Origin of the sequence: Crocosphaera sp. Alani8, assembly GCF_038442745.1 — a bacterium.
GTDB lineage: Bacteria > Cyanobacteriota > Cyanobacteriia > Cyanobacteriales > Microcystaceae > Crocosphaera.
In genome coordinates this window covers 1-18,856 of sequence record NZ_JARVCN010000483.1, presented here as the reverse complement: position 1 = coordinate 18,856, position 18,856 = coordinate 1, and the positions used below count along the sequence as shown (strand labels likewise).

Sequence of the window (18,856 nt, the reverse complement as noted above, 5' to 3'; positions counted from 1 at the left end):
GCCGTTGAAATTGTTTCTCTCATGGGAAATTAGCGATCGCTATCAACCTAAAACACTTATTTCATCTATATTAGCGCAAGTTTTAGTCTAGATTCTAGCTAAAGTCCCACTAGAAGAAACCGTTAGAATTAATGCAGAAAATGACGCATTTTGGTTAACACCATCACTAACCCTAGTTCATTGGCTGCCGCAATGGAGTCCTTATCTCGTAGTGATCCCCCTGGTTGAACGATCGCTTTTATTCCTGCGGCAGCCGCAGTGCGTACAGAGTCATCGAAGGGGAAGAAACCATCACTAGCAAGATATCCTCCGTTACTGTCTTCTCCTGCTTCTTCTAGGGCAATTTTTACAGCACCAACCCGATTCATTTGACCGGCACCAATGCCCAAAGTTGTTCGGTTTTTAGTAACAACAATTGCGTTGGATTTGACGTGCTTAGCCACTTTCCAGGCAAATAATAACTCGGCCAGTTGTTCAGCAGTGGGTTGTTTTTCGGTGACCACTTCCCAATTATCCGACACATCCACTGCATCGTCAGAATCTTGTACCAATAAACCCCCGGCAATAGCTTTTACGGTTTGTTTCGGTCCTGCGGTGAGATCAGACAATAAAAGCACCCGAACTTTAGCCTTTTTACTAATAATCTCTTTAGCTGATTCGGTGCAATCGGGGGTTACTACGCATTCGAGAAAAGTGTTAGTGAGTTTTTCGGCGGTTTCTCCGTCCAAGGGTTGGTTTAAGGCGACGATTCCCCCAAAGGCTGAGATAGAGTCGGCATTAAAGGCTTTTTCGTAGGCTTCTGCTAAACTGGCACCCACAGCTACTCCACAGGGGTTAGTATGCTTCAGCACCGCTGCGGCTGGTTCTTGGGGGTCAAATTCAGCAATAATGCGTCTGGCTGCTTCTAAGTCCACCAGATTGTTGTAACTGAGTTCTTTTCCTTGTATTTGCGTGGCTGCTGTCCATCCTGTAGCCTTGGTTCCCCGTTGATACCAGGTGGCAGTTTGATGGGGGTTTTCTCCGTAACGTAGGGTTTGAAAGGCGGTTCCAGCAACGGTGTAACGACTGGGTAAGGCGGTAGTTTCTTCCCTGGGGAGACTGGCAAAATAATCGCTGATGGCACCGTCGTAGGCGTTGGTTAAGGCAAAGGTTTCTCCTGCCATTTTTTGGCGGAAATTTAAGGAAACTTCTCCTTTACTATCCTTCAATTCTTGTAAGTAACTTTCGTAGTATTTAGGATTAGATAAAACCGTAACATGGGCAAAGTTTTTAGCCGATGCTCGCAGTAATGTTGGCCCACCAATATCTATTTTTTCGATGGCTTGGGCTACGGTTACATCTGGTTGAGCGATGGTTTCTTCAAAAGGGTAAAGGTTAACTACAACTAAATCTATGGGACGGATATCATTACTCTCCATGTCTTCCACATCTTGGGGCAGATCCCTACGGGATAAGATACCACCATGAATACGAGGATGAAGGGTTTTGACCCTACCTCCTAAAATTTCTGGGGAACCCGTATAATCGCTAACCTTAGTCACTGTTAGTCCGGCTTCTTGTAGGGTTTTAGCCGTTCCCCCGCTACTGATTAATTCAAAACCAAAGTCATTGACCAATTGACGAGCTAATTCAACAATTCCCGTCTTATTCGATACACTCAGTAGGGCTAACGGTGCCATTGGGCTATTATCTCTTAACTAAACATCCAGTTAGCCCTATTATCATACGGATCAGCTTGGTATGAGCTAAAATAAATATTAACGATAGTAAAAAAGTGCTACCTCTGCTTAAAGAGGATGGATCTTGGGTGGAACCACTAGTCGTTAGTCCATTCCTGGGCGGAAATCAAGTCGGCAATGTGATCTCTGAGCAAAAAGTCATTTCTTTCTAACTCTGTTTCGATGCAACACCATTGCCCTGAGGGAAGATATTGACACAAAGTGTATATTCTTTGCTGTCTATCTATTCTCCCCTGTTCTACTAAATGGCGAGCCTCATCTTTAATGTATTCTATGGTGTACCTTGTCATTAACATGAATGAGTCCCTCCTTGCTTGTTAACCGTGATTGTGCTTTAATTTTGGTTATATGGGTCTATAAAAAAAGAATAAATTAGAATGAACTCGGGGCTATTAACCCATACAAGTAGCCTTGTAATCCCTTGCGAGTATTATTTTAGTCCCACACCGTAGCCATTGTAACATTTTACCAAAGATAAAAATATTAAGACTTAATTAAAGTTAGATTAAACAGAATTATTCAGGCAGAAACGGATTGTTATTATCCTAATCCATTGATTTCTGTAATAGCAGTGAGGATGTTAGAGTTTTTAACAGTTATTTTGATTTAAACAACCTTGTTTGGGTATTCGGTGTTCGGTGTTCGCTATTAAGTCTTTAAATTTTCTTCTATCTAACTCAGGTAACAGGCAATTTGCTCCTTAAGAATCAAGAAAGTTGTAGGAAAAGATTGCCATCTACCTTGATCTAATATTTTGGATTAGATATACTAAAAAAAAATTTTTAATAATTCATCTCGTTACCACAATCTCTTTTCAATGCAATCCACTTCCAATCCAGATTTATTATCATCGTTTTCTGAAACCCTTACCAAGTTGGCTTATCAAGGCTTTCAACAAGGTAAAAGCGTGTTTAGTTTAGCACACAAAACTATTAGCGATAGTTTGACAGATGCCGCTATTCCCAGCCGTGAAAGTGTCCCTTTTCCCCTGTCTCCAGACCTGTTATTAAAATTGCAGGAAAATCGGAATCAACTATGTGAAATAGATTGGGAAGATAGCCAGAAAGGTGTTTATCCTGTGGAAATTTTATTCGATAGTTTTTTACCAGATTTCCTTCGCTATTACCCTGAAATTTGGCTAGACTTACCCAAAATTTGGGCAAGATTGCAACGAAAAGAATATCAAGCTTTTGCAGATAATATCGAAAAAGAAGGTTATCCTCGTTACTATTTACAGAACTTTCATTATCAAACCGACGGTTATCTCAGCGATTTGTCGGCGAATCTTTACGACATACAAGTAGACCTTCTTTTTAATGGGGTAGCTGACAGTATGCGTCGTCGTATTCTTGCCCCGTTAAAAGAGGGATTAAAAGCTTTTTCTTCCGTACCAGACTATCAAATCAAGGTGTTAGACGTTGCTTGCGGAACTGGACGAACTCTAAGAGGACTTAGGGCGGCTTTTCCCAAAGCTTCTTTATTCGGGGTTGATTTATCCCCTGCCTATTTGCGTAAAGCTAACCAACTGCTCTCAGAAAACCCTCGAGAACTCCCTCAACTAACCCAGTCCAATGCGGAAGATTTACCCCATCCTGATAGCTTCTTTCAAGGAGTCAGTTGTGTTTTTCTCTTTCATGAATTGCCTGGGTTTGCCCGTCAAAAAGTCATTGATGAGTGTTTTCGAGTAACAAAACCAGGAGGAACTTTTGTAATTTGTGATTCCATCCAGTTACCAGACTTTCCTGAGTTTGAAGGGATGCTAAGCAATTTTTCTGCTATGTTCCACGAACCCTATTATCAAGATTATATTCGAGATGATTTAGGGGAAAGATTAGAAAAAGCTGGCTTTGAATTAATGGAAACTCAATTACATTTTGTCAGTAAGTATTGGGTTGCTCGTAAGTCGGAGTAGAATAATGGGGAGTTTGCCAGAAGATAATATCAAAAAATATATCTCTAACCTTTGAGCGCAACTAACCTAACCTTATATATAAGCCTCGAAATTGATTTCGAGGCTATTTTGGTGCTATTTTATAATTGTTAAGTTAAGTAACAATTATTAGTATTTTTATCACTTTCCTATGGCTGTTTCTCCCAATCCGCAGTTTAACCAATCTGTCAAGCATTCAAGAAAAGATGATCGGCGGTTAGTTCTCAAGTTAATCCCCTATATTCGTCGTTATCCTCGCTTATTATTGCTTTCAGTTAGCCTCTTGTTACCTTTATCCATCGCAGGGGCAATCCAGCCTTTAATTATTGGACAAGCAGTTTCATTGTTGCGTCAGGAAACTACTTGGCCTTTATTAGAGGAGTTATCCCTAGAAAAAGGGCTACAATTTTTAGTTATTTTATTATTAGTAACAATTATTGTCCGTTTAGTTTGTACATCTTCTCAAGGCTTTATTGTTCAGAAACTGGGACAAAATATTACCGCAGCCATCAGGGATGATTTATTTGCTCATGTTACTTCTTTAGGAATTAATTTTTTTAATCGAACCCCCGTGGGGCGTTTAATTACTCGTTTAACCAGCGATGTTGAAGCATTGGGAGATGTTTTTGCTAGTGGAGCCATCGGAGTTGTTAGTGATGCTATATACATCCTATTCATCATTGTTACTATGTTTACGGTTCAGGCACAACTAGCTTTGATGTTAGTATTAATGTTGTTATTTATTACAGTGTTAATCGTCTATTTTCAAGGACAATATCGTATCGCTAATTATCAGGCGAGAGAAAAGTTATCAGAATTGAACTCTATATTGCAAGAAAATTTAGCAGGAATCAATGTAGTTCAGTTATTTAGACGAGAACAGTTTAATAGCGAGTTATTTCGTGTGGTTAATAATGACTATCGTCAGGCTACAGATAAAACTATTTTTCATGATTCGGCGGTTTCTGCCACATTGGAATGGGTTAGTTTAGTAGCGATAGCTGGAGTGCTTGGCTTGGGAGGAAATTTTATTATTAAAGATACTATTGATTTTGGAATTTTATCAACCTTTATTTTATACGCTCAAAGTCTTTTTAACCCGTTGCGCCAATTTGCGGATAAATTTACCATGTTTCAGGCAGGTTTGACAGCTATTGAACGGATTACAGAATTAATGAACGAACCTATTGAAATTAAGGAAAGCGATAAAAATATTCAGTTTTTAGAGAGCAGGAAATACCAAGATAGAATCGGAGAAATTTGTTTTGAGGGTGTTTGGTTTGGCTACAAGCCTAATGAGTTTGTTCTCAAAGATTTAAACTTTAAGATTTCTCCTGGGGAAAAGGTAGCTTTAGTTGGTCCAACGGGTGCAGGAAAAAGCTCGATTATCCGTCTTCTTTCTCGTCTTCATGAACCCACAAAAGGAAGAATTCTTATTGATGGGGTAGACATTCGAGATATTTCTAAAAAAGAGTTGAGACAATATGTAGGGATGGTTTTACAGGAAAGTTTTCTCTTTGCAGGGGATGTGAAACGAAATATTACTTTAGGGGAAAATTATTCCTTAGAAGAGGTACAAAAAGCAGCCAAACTAACTAATATCGATCATTTAATAGAAGAATTACCCCAAGGTTATCATACCCAATTGCGGGAGAGAGGAACCAATTTATCGGGGGGACAAAAACAATTACTAGCCTTTGCTAGAGTAGCAATACGCAACCCTAACATTTTAGTTTTAGACGAAGCAACCGCTAGTTTAGACGTGCAAACCGAAGCATTAATTCAAGAAGCCTTAGAAAAATTATTAATCGATAGAACTGCGGTTATTATCGCCCATCGCTTATCGACTATTCGAGACGTAGACAGAATTTTTGTTTTGAAAGAAGGGATGATTATCGAGTCAGGAAACCATCAACAGTTAATCGATCAAAAGGGTTTGTACTACGGTTTATATCAACTACAAATGATGGGATATAACCAAGTAACCTGAGTTCGGTGTTAGGAGTTAAATCTTTTTTGAGAGGATAAGATAATTCTCCTCAACATCAACTTAAAATCGCTTTTCGTACCTAACACGAAACTCATTGAAAGCGTAATCGTAAGACAAACGAACAAAGCCTTTATCTTCTACTTCGTAGATTGTTTCTAAGAAAGGAACGATACGAAAATCCGTACTGTTTATGGTTTCGCTGACGGCAGTTTCCGCATCATAAATCAGGGTTTGAAAGACCATAGGTAAAGCCAATTGAACGATTCCAAATTGAATTAATTGTTCTGTACTTTGTCCTTGTAAAGCTTCTGCTAAGACAAACACTTGTTCTCCAAGTAAACGAACAATTTGCCCTTGACTTCTTGGAGGACTGCTGGTTAAGTTAATCACAGGATTACTTAATAGCTGTTCGCTTGTACTTCCTTGATTGGCTAAAGTTTGTAAACAGGTACTAACCTGATCCAAATCTTCTTGAGACAAACGAGTTGTGGTTTGAATCGGTTTTAGGGGATCTTGTAATTGACAAACTTCGTATCCTTCTCGCCCTAAGTTGGGAAGCAGTTGAGAAAGAGGCCCAACTAGACCTAAGTTAATGTCAACCCGTTGCACTTTATTAAGACTATCATCAGGAATTTCTGTGGTGTCCCCTGCACGGAAGTTTTTGCTAGTATCAGGAACTTCTGAAACAATTGTCCTCATCCCTAAATTAAGTGTGGGGTTTAATAGGCCTTGATCGGGAGTAAATACAATTGTATTTGGTGTACGACGTTCGATAAAAAAGCGAGTTTCTAAGAAATTGATCAACCCTCTTGTTACAACAACTTCTCCTTGGGGTTGCAGGGCAGTTAAATCATTAATAGCACCGTTAACGGTAATATTACCCCCGAAATCAAACCTAAAGAAAGGTAAAAATTCTATGAATAAGTTATCTAGATTGACTGCAAAATCATCCAATTTAGGCATAAATGGAATAGGTTGATTGCTGGCTACTTGATTACGATTTGTTGGCAAAACCCATTGATTAATCTCATTAACAATTCCTTCTCTACTTTGTATTTTGACAGGAATAAACACCCTGCCATTAGCTAGTTTTACGTCCCCTCCTACCACCGGCTGAATAGCAGAACCAGTAACGTTAATTGTGCCGTCCACCAACCCTTGATATAACCCTTGTAGGTTAATTTCTCCCTGTTCTATGACAACAGTGAGGGGATTTTCTATACCATTCCGTGGTTGAAATAAGGGTAAAACACCAGCAATATTGAGGGTGCTATTAGCAAAGTTACCCTCTATTTGTTCTACGTTAATCCCTTGCTCGTCAATAGCAACGGTTCCGCTCACAGTTAAAGGTTGAGGTAGGGCTGCACTCTGGAAAATTGTTTCGTTTAAGGTAATAGTTCCCCCTGCGTTTAAGTTAGAAACTAGTAAACCTTCCGATAAGTTTATATTTCCACTGGCTTGAGCATTAATTTCCCCTTCTCCTCCGGTTAGGAAAATTTGTTCACCTGTCAACACACTTACTAATTTTAAGGCTTCTGTATCTAAGTTAAAATTGATGGCGAAGTTATCGTTATCGGTGTAAATGGGAAAGGGAACATCAACAGAAGCCGCCACAATAGAATCCTCTGTGGTAGCTAGTTGAAACCGTTGGCCTTGGTAACTAAATTGTCCGGCAAGATTAGCACCCAAAGGTCTTCCTTGAAAAGTGGTATCTACTAACGCAAACTGTCCTTCTAGTTGGGGTTGAAAGGGACTTCCACTAATGGTTCCCGACGCGTTTAATGCCCCGGTTGCGTCCAGAGGAACTTTGACAAAATCATTGATAGTTGCCAGGGAAAAATAGTCAACTTGCCAGTTGGCAGCAATCTTTTGTAAGGAAAATTCCCCTTCTAATGCTAGTCGGGTTTTGTTGACTTGAATAGCAGCCCTATCTATGGTCAAAGCGTTGTTAGTCAAGTCCGCTTTGAGAACAACCTCATTGATAGGAATAAAAGATACATCTCTGATCACTAACCCCACCGGTTCTATGATATCTGCATAGGGTGCTTGGGGATGCCATTCCCAACCTTTACCAGTGAGAGCAACGCTGATGTTGGGGCGATAGATAGTGCCTCCTAAGAGAATTTCTGTGTCAAAAGAACCTCGCAAGTCTAGTTCCGTGGGAACCCCTCCCTTTTCCCGTTCATCGGCTAATTGTCGGATTCTTTGGTCGATGACAGCTAATAGGTTCACTTGATCGCCAATGTTACCGTTGGCATCCCCCACAGACTGAGGGGGGATAGCGGCGGCGTTTTGGTAGTCAATGGGTTTAATCTTCAATAAGTCCAATAATCTTTCTACATTGGACAGTTTGAGGGCAATGAAGAGATCCTGTAAGCGACCTTCCTCGATATTAAGTCGTCCAGTAATATCCCCAGATTCCAAGTCCAGGGAGCCTTGCACTGCGTATAAGCTTTGGCCTAAACCAAGGGTGGCGTTTTCTAACCTGGCAACGTTGTCTCGATAAATAACATCTGCTGTTAACTGAGTGGCTTCCACAAAACCGATACTGGGTTTATCGATCACCAATCTTCCCTTTCCTTCTAGGGTGTAGGGGTTGATCACCACTTCCGTTTGTACGTCTCCTGATAAAAACCCAGGAATACCGAAGTTACCTCCTGGAGCAATTTTTAGGATATCTAGAGGAATTTGTTCTATTTTGGCCACCAATTGATCCCCCCGTAGTCTACCGCTTATGGCGATGGGTTGTTGATCCCCTGCTCGTTGCCGTAGTTCAAAAGCCACTGGTAAATAGGGAGCAGGACAGTCTTGACGGGTACAGGGTTGCAAGGATGCAGCAATAATATCTTCTTTACCTCTCAAATCTAGGGCGATGGTTTCTCCTAAAGTTGCGTTAACTTTACCAGTTAGAAGGGGTTCAAAGATGCGATCGTTAAAGACAAGGTTGCGTACAGTTAAGTCCCCTATCAGCCTAATATTGCCAGGCATAGTGGGGGCTGTAAGGAGGTTTTGCCCCGTGACGGTTCCTGCAAAGGTTCCCACCCCTTGCAGTTGTAGTTCTTCGGGTAACAAGTCCCGTTGCAGAGGAATTAGGGAAATGAGTTGGGTCAGGGGTAGGTCATCTAGGGTGGAGGTAGCTTGGACGGCAAGGTTAACCTCCGCATCGGGGGAGGTAAGGGGGTTAGTTACAAGAATATTTCCTTTGGCGTTTAGGCTTTGCCCGTTGGCTTCAACGGTGATATTGTTGGCGTTGATGGGTAAAATAGCATTTTCGGCGAAAAGGCTCGATAGGGTTCCTGAAAGGGAAATTTGAGCGTTTAAGGCATCAATATCGACTTTGGGCAGTTCTGGGACGATTTGGCTCAGAATGAGGTTAGGTTTGAGGTTGGATGCTATGACTTCGGTAGCCCATTGATTGTTTTGCAGACGGGTTTGGGTATCGATGGTTCCGTCGGCGGTTGCCAGTTCCAGGTTAACGGTAGCTTGAGCGGTACTTAGATCCGGTTGAGTGGAAATTAGGGGGAGTACGTCGCTGGAGACGATCGCTTGTCCATCCACCAATTGAACGTCAACAGGGAGGTTGGGTACAATCTTATCTAAGGATAGGGTAGATAGATCCACTACACCCCGTACTTGAGAACTGCCTAAGTTACCCACTACTCGAACGGGACTGCCATCTACGGTTAACTGTACATCGGCGTTGCCCCGAAAACTACTAATATCTGGGGTGTTTCCCAAGGATGAAAGTAAGGAGTTGAGGTTTCCCGTCAAAACCAGATCACTACTAACCAAAGTAGATTGTACCGGCAGGTTGGGAACGATGGGGTTAAGGGGAATGGTTCCCACTTGAGCGATGGTGGTTAAAATACCGTTCCCTACTTCTATGTTGGCGTTAATGGGACTACCATTGACGATTAACTGGGCGTTACCGTTAACATCCAGACGATTAATGTTTAGTTGTCCCCCTCGAAAGATATTGGTGAGGGAACCCGAGAGATTGATGTTGCTTCTACTGAGTTGAACCGGAACCGCCAAGTTAGGAATGTAGGGATCAAGGGGTAAACCGGATACTGAAGCTACTCCTGTAATGTTGCCTTGAGATAAAGCGGTATCGACAGCGATCGCACCTTGTCCCACCTGCAACAGCAGGTTCCCCCGACTTTGAATACTTTCCAGGGCAAAGTCATCTAGTTTTCCACTAACATTAATATTCCCACTAGACAGGGTAACAGGTTGGCTGACAACTTCATCTGGACAGGTGATCAATGAACAACCCAAGTTAACAAAGGGATCGAGAGAAAATCTATTAGCCGTAATTAAAGTTTGCCATTGTTTTTTTTCGATATTTCCTAATCCTTTAACGGTAATGTTGCCTTCAGCAGAGGTTAACACCGTATCTTCAATTAAGATATCTTTTCCTCCCAAAAGGATTGCTCCTTTTCCTGAAATATCTTCCCCCGAAACCCTGATAATATCTGGGGCTGACCATTCTATTTTTCCTTTTGGTTCTGATAGGGTTCCTCCTACTAGGCCTTTCGCTGTCAGGTTCCCTACACTAACATTTTGGGGTGATTGGTAATAGGGTTGGACTAATTTATTTCCCAATAAGTTAGCCGTAAATTCTAAAGCAACAGGAATTTTTTGCCAGTTTATTGCTTTATTCTCTTCTAAAGCTTTTAGAATACCTAAATCTACTTTCCCTTTTGCTGAGATGTTCCCTCCTACTGTTGGTTTTATTTGAAATTCTTGGAGATTAATTTTATCTAAGTTTGCTTGAAAAACCGTTTTTAGTTCTTGGATGCGTGTTTTTTCAACTAATAATGGTTTACTGTTATTAATGGTTCCATTTATAATCGGGTTTTTGATCTCCCCTGTTAACTTAATTCTCCCTTCAATTTCCCCTGCCAAATTAACGGGTAATTTAGCTGTTAAAATATTAGATAAATTTCTGAGTAAAAAAGGATTAACATTAATATCAATATCGTAGCCATCTTGCCAGTTTAGGGAACCTTCAACATCAGTAGAAAATTCCCCCAGACTTAACCGAGTCTCTTCAAAGTTTACACTTTTACCTACAAAATTTAGTCCCAAATCAACCTTAACAGGAACTTTCAAAGGCTTTAAACCTGCTTCGATATTTGATACCTGAAAATTACCGTTTCCTTCTGTGCCTTCGATGTTTTCTAAGGATGGTACATTGATGTTTAAATTACTCTCAACTAAACCACTCTTTAAAGCTATCGGTAAATCAGGAATTAACGCAGCTAACTTGGGCAAACCCAATTCAGATATGGTTAATTCTGCTTGAGTTTGAAAAGATTTTATGTCGGTTTCCCCTTTAACAAGAATTGCACTATCTAATAAAGCAACATCCAAATCATAATTAATATCTTGATTTTCCTTCGATTGATACTGATAGCCAGCAGTTCCATTTGCCCCTATTTTAACCAGTTCCTCGAATCCATTGGGAAGCAAAGCAATATTAGCATTATTTAACTTTACGCCGACATCGATACCGATAGGTAAATCCAGTTCTGGTAAATCTTCATCTTGTTCTTTTTCTTGAAAATCTAACCACTTTCCAGAGGGGTTTTGTTCAACGTATAAATTAGGATCGTCGATAGTAATATCAATATCTAAGGGTTGACCAATCAATAAAGGTAAAACATTAAACTCAACCTTTATTCCCTTAACATCAGCACCATCAGGGTCTTTTTCTGTGGCAGGAATAGCAGATGCACCCAAGCTAATATGATTGAGAGAAAAGCTCTCAACCTCACCAACTTTAACCTCTCTTTCTAAGACTTTAGTTAACTGTTCCGACAACAAAGGAGATAACTTTTCATAGACAAAATAATTAACTCCTCCGTAAGTAACAACCCCCAAAGATGTTAACACCCCACCCACGATCAGCGTTGAAGGTTTCTTGAGAAAGTTAGTCAGTTTTGTTAACACAGAAGTATTAGCTTCTGAGGGATCTGGGGGTGGGTTAGGAGGCGTGTTAGTCATAATTCCCTCTAGATATACATCCTACTGAATTCAACTGCCCACAAGTATGCTTATACTACGGGATAATACTCACTTAGATGGTAAATGATCTAATAGGAATTCTTCAACTTACGGGAGTATACCTAGTTTCGTGGTAATTTAGTCGAGAACTGACTTGCTTTATGCTCTTATGCCTTCTATGGTTGAAAAGATACTATGAAACAGGGAGTTTTACCCTTGGATAATCAAGAACAGTTTTGGTCTGAGGTTTTAAGCTTCTGCCAAAAGACAACCGAAGCTATCGCCACTAATTTGCTGGAAAAAGCAGGAAAACTCACTCCTACCGCTAAAAACGACGGTTCTTTGGTTACATCGGCTGACCGTTGGGCTGACCAAACCATTCGAGAGGCGATCGCCTCCCAATTTCCCACTCATGGTATCCTAACAGAAGAAACTAGTCATATTTTTCCCGAACAAGACTGGTGCTGGATAATTGACCCCATTGACGGAACCACCAACTTTACCAGAGGTGTTCCCATCTGGGCTATTTCCCTGGGTTTAACATATCGTGGAACCCCCGTATTTGGCTTTGTTTATCTCCCCCCCCTAAAACAGTCTTTCTACGGTTATTGGTACGGAGAAACGGGGTTAAACGGACCAACTGGGGCTTATTGCGACGGTGAACCTATTACCACCTCCCATGATACCCCTAGCAAAAGCCATCTATTTAATCTTTGCGCCCGTAGCAGAAAGGTACTGCAAAAGCCTTTTCCCTGTAAAATTCGCATGATTGGTGTGGCAAGTTATAATTTACTATTAGTTGCCTCTGGGGCTGCAGTGGGTGGGGTAGAAGCCACTCCGAAAGTGTGGGACATTGCTGCAGTTTGGGTCATTGTTCAAGCCGCAGGAGGAAAGTTTATTTTCTTGAAAGATGCCGATCTTTTCCCCTTGACAATTGGCGAAAATTATGCTTCCAAGTCTATCCCTTCTTTGGTGGTTAATCGACAAGAGTATGTCTCTTTATTTAAACCCTTAGTAGAATGTATTTTATAGATGGTGAAAAGGAAGAGTATTCAGTTATCAAATGTTGAATTGTCCTACTTAGAATGGAAGAAAGGGACAGAACCATTATTATTGTTACACGGGTTAGTTGATCACGCCGTTGTTTGGTCAAATTTGGGAGATTATTTAGCAGAAGATTATCATATTATTGCCCCAGATTTGCGGGGACATGGAGATAGTAGTAAACCAAAAGCAGGTTATAAATTTACAGATTATATAGATGATTTAAACGAATTAATGGACTATTTAGGTTGGCAATCTGCCCATATTGTCTCCCATTCTTGGTCTGCAAAATTAGCAGCTATTTGGGCAACACAGCAACCAGAAAGATTCAAAGATTTGGTCTTAATCGATCCCTTTTTTATCGATAAAATGCCAGGATGGTTTGAAATCACATTTCCCATTCTCTACAAAACCTTACCATTTTTGAAAGTTATCGGGCCATTTGATAGCTATGAAGAAGCAGAAAATATAGCCCGAGGGTTAAAGCAATACCAAGGATGGACTCCTTTACAACAGCAAGTATTTAAGTTAGGAATGGAAGAAAAAGAAGCAGGAAAATGGGGTAGTAAATTTATCAAACAAGCTAGGGATGAAATTTTTGAAGAAGTGATGAAATATGCAGGGCTAACCCAAGATATAAATATTCCCATTCTATTCATTAAACCCGAGAAAGGACTTAATCGAACAGCTTGGCAACTTAAACCCTATAAAACCTATTTAAAACAGTTAAAAATTGTCGAAGTACCTGGAAACCATTGGGCTTTTTTAGTAGAACCCACCCCCTTTAATGAAACTGTCCAAGCATTTTTAGCACAGTCCAATTAATGAACCCTGCTATTTTCAGAAGTCAATCTGGGTAGAATAATTAGGAGTGTGAGAATTTTCTTCAACCTAGAATAAAAAGAGGTTAGATAGATAGTCATGGCTACAGTTTTAATTGTAGAAGATGATCCCATTAATCTTCGTGTGTTCTCCAAAATTCTCACCAAACGAGGAGGTTTAACCGTCAGAGGGACAGAAAACGTAGACGAAGTAATGAAAATTGCTCAACAAGGAGAAGTGGATATCATTCTCATGGACGTTTCTCTATCCCATAGCGTTTATCAAGGAGAAGCAGTTGATGGGATCAGAATTACTCAATTGCTCAAAAGTAACCCCAAAACAGCTAATTTACCCATCATTTTAGTCACTGCTCACGCTATGGAAGGGGATCGGGAAGATTTCCTCAAAAAAAGTGGGGCTGATGGTTATATTTCTAAACCGGTTGTGGATCATGAACAGTTTGTTGCTCAGGTAATAACCACCATCAAGAACCACCAAAAAAATTGAGTTTAATTATCACTTGTTTGCTGTTGATCTTTTATTTCCTTGGAGGACTCCTGTTGTAGTTGACTAAGAACAGATTGCATCTGAGGAGTAGTAAAGAAGACTTCTGTATCTTTCATTAATTTTTCTCCCCAAAGATTATCTTTTAAGTGTTGCAGTTCCCCATAATTACTATCTAATTGAAGGGCTGTTTCTCCTAATTCAAGACCCTGTTCTTTTTTACCTTGAACATATAAAGCAACCCCTAACGCAAGTAGTGGTTCTGCTTGTTCAGAATCTATTTCTAAAGCCTTTTCCCAATGTTCGATCGCTGATGGAATATCACCTTGTTCGTACTTAATCAAACCAATATTATTGACTGCGGGCCAGAAACCCTCTTCTTGATTAATGGCTTCTTGATAAACGGCTATTGCATCTGTCATACGGCCTAATTTAAAATAGGCATTTCCTAAATCAAATTGAGCAGAGGGAATATCGGGTTTAATCTCTAGTCCTTCTTCTAATTCTGTGGCCGCTTGTTGATATTTTTTTTGTTGAAAATAAGCATTACCCAAAGTAAATTTAATACCTACCTCTTCTGGTTCTAAGATAAGGGCTTTTTCTAAAGCATTGACCCCTAGTTCTAACTCTTGTTTGATAATATATAATGTTCCCAATATAAACCAAGGTTGATATTTATTTGGAGCTAACTGAGTTGCCAGTTTTGCCCTCGCTAAGGCTAAATCGTGTTGCTGAAAACGAATCAATTGGGCAGCCTCTTCGGCGACTTCTAAACCCTGCTGTTCGAGTTGTTCTGGATTTAGTTGAGGGGTATAAGGTAGGAGCATTTGTCCCATAGCAGGAACGTTAAACTGCCAAACTCCCACACCCACTAATAAAGAAAGTAACCAATTACCTTTAAACACAGTTTGTTCTCTAAGTTTGTTTAACATTACTCGTCTTTTATAGTGTAGCAGTATTGGTGGGGGTTGCTGTAGGGGCGGCTAGGGGTGTCTTGAGTGGTGCTATATGTAGCAGTATATGGCATTTACTTATTCATAAGAAAGTTAAAAATTACAAATCGAGTCTGGTTTTACTGGACACTCTATGTCATTAAGTGGATTATTGGCAATATTTATATGGGTCACTTGAGTTAACAAGTTGAGAGAGGAGGGATCTTGAATTTGATTATTATTAAGTTGAATGTAAGATAATTTACTCAGTAATGATAAGGGGGTAATGTCAACAATATTATTATGAGATAAATATATTTTTTCTAAATTGATAAGGTTAGATAAGGGATGGATATCACTAACTAAATTGTTATCAAGGATTAATACAGTTAGTTTTGATAACTTTTGCAAGGAAATCAGGTTATTAATACGATTGTCAGCAGCCATAAAAACTTTCAATTCTTTCAGGTTTTCTAGGCTACTAATATCCTTGACATTATTCTTGAGTAAAGAAACCCCAGTTAATTTATTTAAACGAGATAAAGCAGAAATATCAGAGATATTGTTGTTATCAAAGATCACAACCTCTAAGTTTCTTGAGGAAGCGATGGGATTAATATCATCGATATTATTAAAAGGTAGATAGAGATAGATAATCTTCTTTAATTTCTCTAAGGGTTTGATACTATTTACTTGATTATTCCACATCCACAGTGTTTTTAATTCTTTCATATTCTTCAGAGCAGTAATATCCTTAATTCTATTGTTCGATAATTCTAATTTCTCAATTCTTTTCAAAGATGAAAGGGGTGTAATATCTGTTATTTGATTATCAGCTATGTATAATTCCGTCAGGTTTTGAAAAAAAGATAGTGGTGTTAGGTCTTCAATTTCTAGTGCTGATAAATCTAACTGTTTTAACTTTGCTAAATGACGAGTCGCTATTTCACAATCTGTATTCTTTGCTTTTTGTAATAAGATTGACACTGTATGGCGAGTTTTTTCTGATAATTGCTCTTGATTTATACATAATTCCGTAAACTTAGTAGTTGCGTTTAAAGATGTATAACTTATAAAAATTTCACTTAATAATAAAAAAAATAATAACCCGAATAGAAATTGAATAATCTTAGAAGAGAAAATAATTTTCTTAAAACTTAGCATCACATAAATATCCCTATATGTTAGCAAAAATATTACAAGTAAACTCCGTTCGTCTCAGTGTAACATGAAAATCATAGGAGAAAAAAGCTTACATTTTTCAGTGATCTAGGTACTAAATTGCATTGAATATTGTCACAGTTTGACAGTATTAATCCCTTCCTGATTATTATCATCAAGACCATTAATAATATGTAAATCTCTTTGAGGATAAGGAATTTCAATACTACTCTTTTTAAATTCTCTCCAAATATCACAAATTAAACTACTGGTTACTCGTTTAGTAACTAAAGGGTCATCTAGCCAAAATTTTAGTTCAAAATTAATACTAGAATCACCAAACTCAAGAGCAAAAGCCACTGGTCGAGGATAGTCTAAAATATTGGGATTATTATCAGCAACTTTTAATAAAACTTTGATTACTTCTTGAGGATCACAGTTATAGTTTGCTCCAACAACAACAGAGCGATAGACTAGGGGATCGCTTCCGGTAAAAGTAGTAACTTCTTCGGTAAAAAAGGTTTGGTTAGGAATGATTTTTTCGGAATTATCTCTAACAACTTGTACAGTAGTTGCCCGAATTCCAAATTTTTTAACCTGACTCATTTCATTATTGATACTAATGACATCATCGGGTTTTAATGCACCTTCAAACAATAAAAATAAGCCACTAATAAAGTTACTGATCACTTCTTTTAAACCGAAACCAATACCCACAGATAAACCCCCAGTAATTGCAGCTAAGGCAGTGGGACTAATACCCACATAACCAAAAATTAAAGTGATTCCTAACCCAATTAGAAAATAACGCATCACGAGAGAAATAGATTGAACTGCCCTTTGATCCGTGCGTATTTCTTTAGAAAAAAGATAAATCAATAATTTTTCAAACAGAGAACATCCTGTTATCCAAAAATAAAGTCCTCCTACAGTGACAACAATATCACCTAAAGTTACAGACTGGTCAAACAACCGAAAAAAGGAAACACTAAATATTGTGTCAAAATCGGTCAGTATATTGATGATGTGGAGAATAATCAAAGTTAGAAATAGAGGAGCAAAAAAACGGTAATGATAATGTTCAACTGTTTTATGCTCTAATAGAGAATAAAGCAGAACCAAAAAAATACTATAAAATATGTAAATCCATAAAACAACAATTGCATCCGTTAAATAACCAGCAAACCATCCCTGTTTTAAAAATAAAAATTGTAGCGAGCCAATAGTAATTAAACTTAAGATTGGAAATATTAAATAGCAAACCAAAGCTGCAGCACACTGTTGAGGATAGTATTTTTCATTTTTTTCTTCAAATTGGCTGATCTCAGGAAATCGCCGTTGAAATTTGCGCCATATCCATTGGGAAATTAGAAACATAACCGCCAAAGAAATGATAATTGTAAACAGTTGAAGTTGAACAGCAGGACGTTGTAGAATCACCATAGTTTTTAACCATTCTTCCCAAAAATAACTAGGGTTAAGTATTAATTTATCATTCATTGATGTTCCCCACTACTTTTACTTTAATTAAATTGATTGTTGACTGCTTGTTGCATTTTTAAAGCTGCATCTTCTGGGGTCATTTCTCCAGCCATCACTTGATGATAAAGAGCAGAACCGTATTCAAATATAGCCTGATTTTTTTCCAATTGATCTAAAGAGACAATAATACCATTTTTTGATTGTTCAAATAATACAGCTTGCTTGGGAAACAAACTAGCATCAACCTTAGCATTTTTATTAACGGGAATAAGAAAAGCTGCTTTAACCTGTAATTGTTGTTGATATTGAGTATTAGTTGAAAACTGAGCAAGTTTTAAGGATAATCGATGTTGATTTTCACTAGAAGCTTTGTTAAAAATAAAACCAACCGTCCATAGAGGAGGAGTAGCTGGTTGATTTTTTCGACCAGGTAATAAGGCAACCCCTAAATTATTTGCTCCTAATGCTTCGCTTAATAAAGGTAGCCAACCAGATGAACAAGCCATATAGGTTAACCTACCTTGAATAAACGCTTCTTGTAGGGTTTCAACATCTTCAATCAGATAAAAATTAGGTTCATTTTGAGCATTTTTTAGCCATTGCATCCACTCAACCCAACCTTTACTTTCCCCTAAAATAACCCGTTCCGACTCATCAAATAATTGTCCTCCAAAAGCACCTGTTCCCCAAAAAGTAGTCCGAAAATTAGAATGTAATCCCACTGAATAACCGCGGCGAGCTTGCAGAATTAACTCATCTAAGGTTTTGGGTGTTTCTTTAACTTTCTGTTTGTTGTAACAAAGAACTTGGGTTCCTAAACGGACAGGTACGGCGTAAAGTTTATCGTTATAACTAACTTGTTTTAGGGTTTCTGGCCGAAACTGTGATAAGTCAAAATCTTCCTCATTTACGCTGTCTAAATACCCTGAACGAATTATTGGGGCAATGTTGCCGTTGGTTAAAGAAACTGCAAACATATCTGGTCCGGCACCTCTGGCAATTTCCCGACTAAACTCAGATAATTGTTCGTCGGGTAAGACAAATTTCAGAGATACTGTCACACCAGGATTGAGTTTATCAAACTGTGTTGTAGCATCACGAACAGTCTCTTGAAAATAAGCACTTTGTTCTTCCGTAAGTCCTACGGGAACTTCTGCCCAAACTAGAATTTCTCCTTTTAGGGGTGCTTTTATAGCATTTCCCACAGTTATGAGGTACAGTAACAGCAATGAGCAAACCAGTT

At 38.9% G+C, this 18,856-nt stretch carries 12 protein-coding genes; 5 read left to right on the top strand and 7 right to left on the bottom strand.

The window, feature by feature from the left end; all coding sequences use genetic code 11:
* Window positions 1-128 precede the first annotated feature (128 nt).
* Window positions 129-1,679: a bifunctional phosphoribosylaminoimidazolecarboxamide formyltransferase/IMP cyclohydrolase gene (gene purH, locus P9B04_RS23790; protein WP_342057436.1), complete on the bottom strand. Its 1,551-nt coding sequence runs from the start codon at window positions 1,677-1,679 to the stop codon at window positions 129-131.
* Window positions 1,680-1,816: 137 nt separating this feature from the next.
* Window positions 1,817-2,035 (bottom strand): DUF4327 family protein, encoded by a 219-nt coding sequence (locus P9B04_RS23785; protein WP_342057435.1) that lies wholly within the window; start codon window positions 2,033-2,035, stop codon window positions 1,817-1,819.
* A 521-nt stretch (window positions 2,036-2,556) separates the two neighbouring features.
* Between P9B04_RS23785 and P9B04_RS23780 the strand changes: the two genes are divergently transcribed.
* The gene (locus tag P9B04_RS23780; RefSeq protein WP_342057434.1) at window positions 2,557-3,651 is read left to right on the top strand and encodes a class I SAM-dependent methyltransferase; all 1,095 of its coding nucleotides are present in this window, start codon (window positions 2,557-2,559) and stop codon (window positions 3,649-3,651) included.
* A 169-nt stretch (window positions 3,652-3,820) separates the two neighbouring features.
* Entirely contained in the window at window positions 3,821-5,659 is a 1,839-nt protein-coding gene (locus tag P9B04_RS23775) for an ABC transporter ATP-binding protein (protein WP_342057433.1), read from the top strand.
* Window positions 5,660-5,719: 60 nt separating this feature from the next.
* Here P9B04_RS23775 and P9B04_RS23770 read toward each other — a convergent pair whose 3' ends face one another.
* On the bottom strand, window positions 5,720-11,668 hold the full coding sequence (locus tag P9B04_RS23770; RefSeq protein ID WP_342057432.1) for a translocation/assembly module TamB domain-containing protein: 5,949 nt from the start codon (window positions 11,666-11,668) through the stop codon (window positions 5,720-5,722).
* Between the two features lie 195 nt (window positions 11,669-11,863).
* Here P9B04_RS23770 and P9B04_RS23765 point away from each other — a divergent pair, with 195 nt between their 5' ends.
* From P9B04_RS23765 to P9B04_RS23755, 3 genes are all read left to right on the top strand, one after another.
* Entirely contained in the window at window positions 11,864-12,700 is an 837-nt protein-coding gene (locus tag P9B04_RS23765) for an inositol monophosphatase family protein (protein ID WP_342057431.1), read from the top strand.
* Window positions 12,701-13,537, top strand: a complete 837-nt coding sequence (locus tag P9B04_RS23760; RefSeq protein WP_342057430.1) for an alpha/beta fold hydrolase — start codon at window positions 12,701-12,703, stop codon at window positions 13,535-13,537.
* A 96-nt stretch (window positions 13,538-13,633) separates the two neighbouring features.
* A complete protein-coding gene (locus P9B04_RS23755; RefSeq protein ID WP_342057429.1) occupies window positions 13,634-14,041 on the top strand; it encodes a response regulator in 408 nt (135 codons plus the stop codon).
* 2 nt (window positions 14,042-14,043) lie between these two features.
* Here P9B04_RS23755 and P9B04_RS23750 read toward each other — a convergent pair whose 3' ends face one another.
* The 4 genes from P9B04_RS23750 to P9B04_RS23735 all read right to left on the bottom strand — a co-directional run bounded on the left by P9B04_RS23750 (window position 14,044) and on the right by P9B04_RS23735 (window position 18,854).
* Complete coding sequence (locus tag P9B04_RS23750) at window positions 14,044-14,970, bottom strand: tetratricopeptide repeat protein (protein ID WP_342057428.1); 927 nt, start codon at window positions 14,968-14,970, stop codon at window positions 14,044-14,046.
* A gap of 114 nt (window positions 14,971-15,084) precedes the next feature.
* Window positions 15,085-16,134: a leucine-rich repeat domain-containing protein gene (locus P9B04_RS23745; RefSeq protein WP_342057427.1), complete on the bottom strand. Its 1,050-nt coding sequence runs from the start codon at window positions 16,132-16,134 to the stop codon at window positions 15,085-15,087.
* A gap of 132 nt (window positions 16,135-16,266) precedes the next feature.
* Entirely contained in the window at window positions 16,267-17,631 is a 1,365-nt protein-coding gene (locus P9B04_RS23740) for a mechanosensitive ion channel family protein (RefSeq protein ID WP_342057426.1), read from the bottom strand.
* Window positions 17,632-17,654: 23 nt separating this feature from the next.
* Entirely contained in the window at window positions 17,655-18,854 is a 1,200-nt protein-coding gene (locus tag P9B04_RS23735; protein ID WP_342057425.1) for a sugar ABC transporter substrate-binding protein, read from the bottom strand.
* Window positions 18,855-18,856 lie beyond the last annotated feature (2 nt).

Excerpts from the sequence above, each read along its gene's own strand:
- P9B04_RS23745 (WP_342057427.1), bottom strand. The coding sequence starts at position 16,134 with ATGCTAAGTTTTAAGAAAATTATTTTCTCTTCTAAGATTATTCAATTT.
- P9B04_RS23755 (WP_342057429.1), top strand. The coding sequence starts at position 13,634 with ATGGCTACAGTTTTAATTGTAGAAGATGATCCCATTAATCTTCGTGTG.
- P9B04_RS23740 (WP_342057426.1), bottom strand. The coding sequence starts at position 17,631 with ATGAATGATAAATTAATACTTAACCCTAGTTATTTTTGGGAAGAATGG.
- P9B04_RS23765 (WP_342057431.1), top strand. The coding sequence starts at position 11,864 with ATGAAACAGGGAGTTTTACCCTTGGATAATCAAGAACAGTTTTGGTCT.
- P9B04_RS23770 (WP_342057432.1), bottom strand. The coding sequence starts at position 11,668 with ATGACTAACACGCCTCCTAACCCACCCCCAGATCCCTCAGAAGCTAAT.
- P9B04_RS23760 (WP_342057430.1), top strand. The coding sequence starts at position 12,701 with ATGGTGAAAAGGAAGAGTATTCAGTTATCAAATGTTGAATTGTCCTAC.
- P9B04_RS23750 (WP_342057428.1), bottom strand. The coding sequence starts at position 14,970 with ATGTTAAACAAACTTAGAGAACAAACTGTGTTTAAAGGTAATTGGTTA.
- P9B04_RS23775 (WP_342057433.1), top strand. The coding sequence starts at position 3,821 with ATGGCTGTTTCTCCCAATCCGCAGTTTAACCAATCTGTCAAGCATTCA.
- purH (WP_342057436.1), bottom strand. The coding sequence starts at position 1,679 with ATGGCACCGTTAGCCCTACTGAGTGTATCGAATAAGACGGGAATTGTT.
- P9B04_RS23780 (WP_342057434.1), top strand. The coding sequence starts at position 2,557 with ATGCAATCCACTTCCAATCCAGATTTATTATCATCGTTTTCTGAAACC.
- P9B04_RS23785 (WP_342057435.1), bottom strand. The coding sequence starts at position 2,035 with ATGTTAATGACAAGGTACACCATAGAATACATTAAAGATGAGGCTCGC.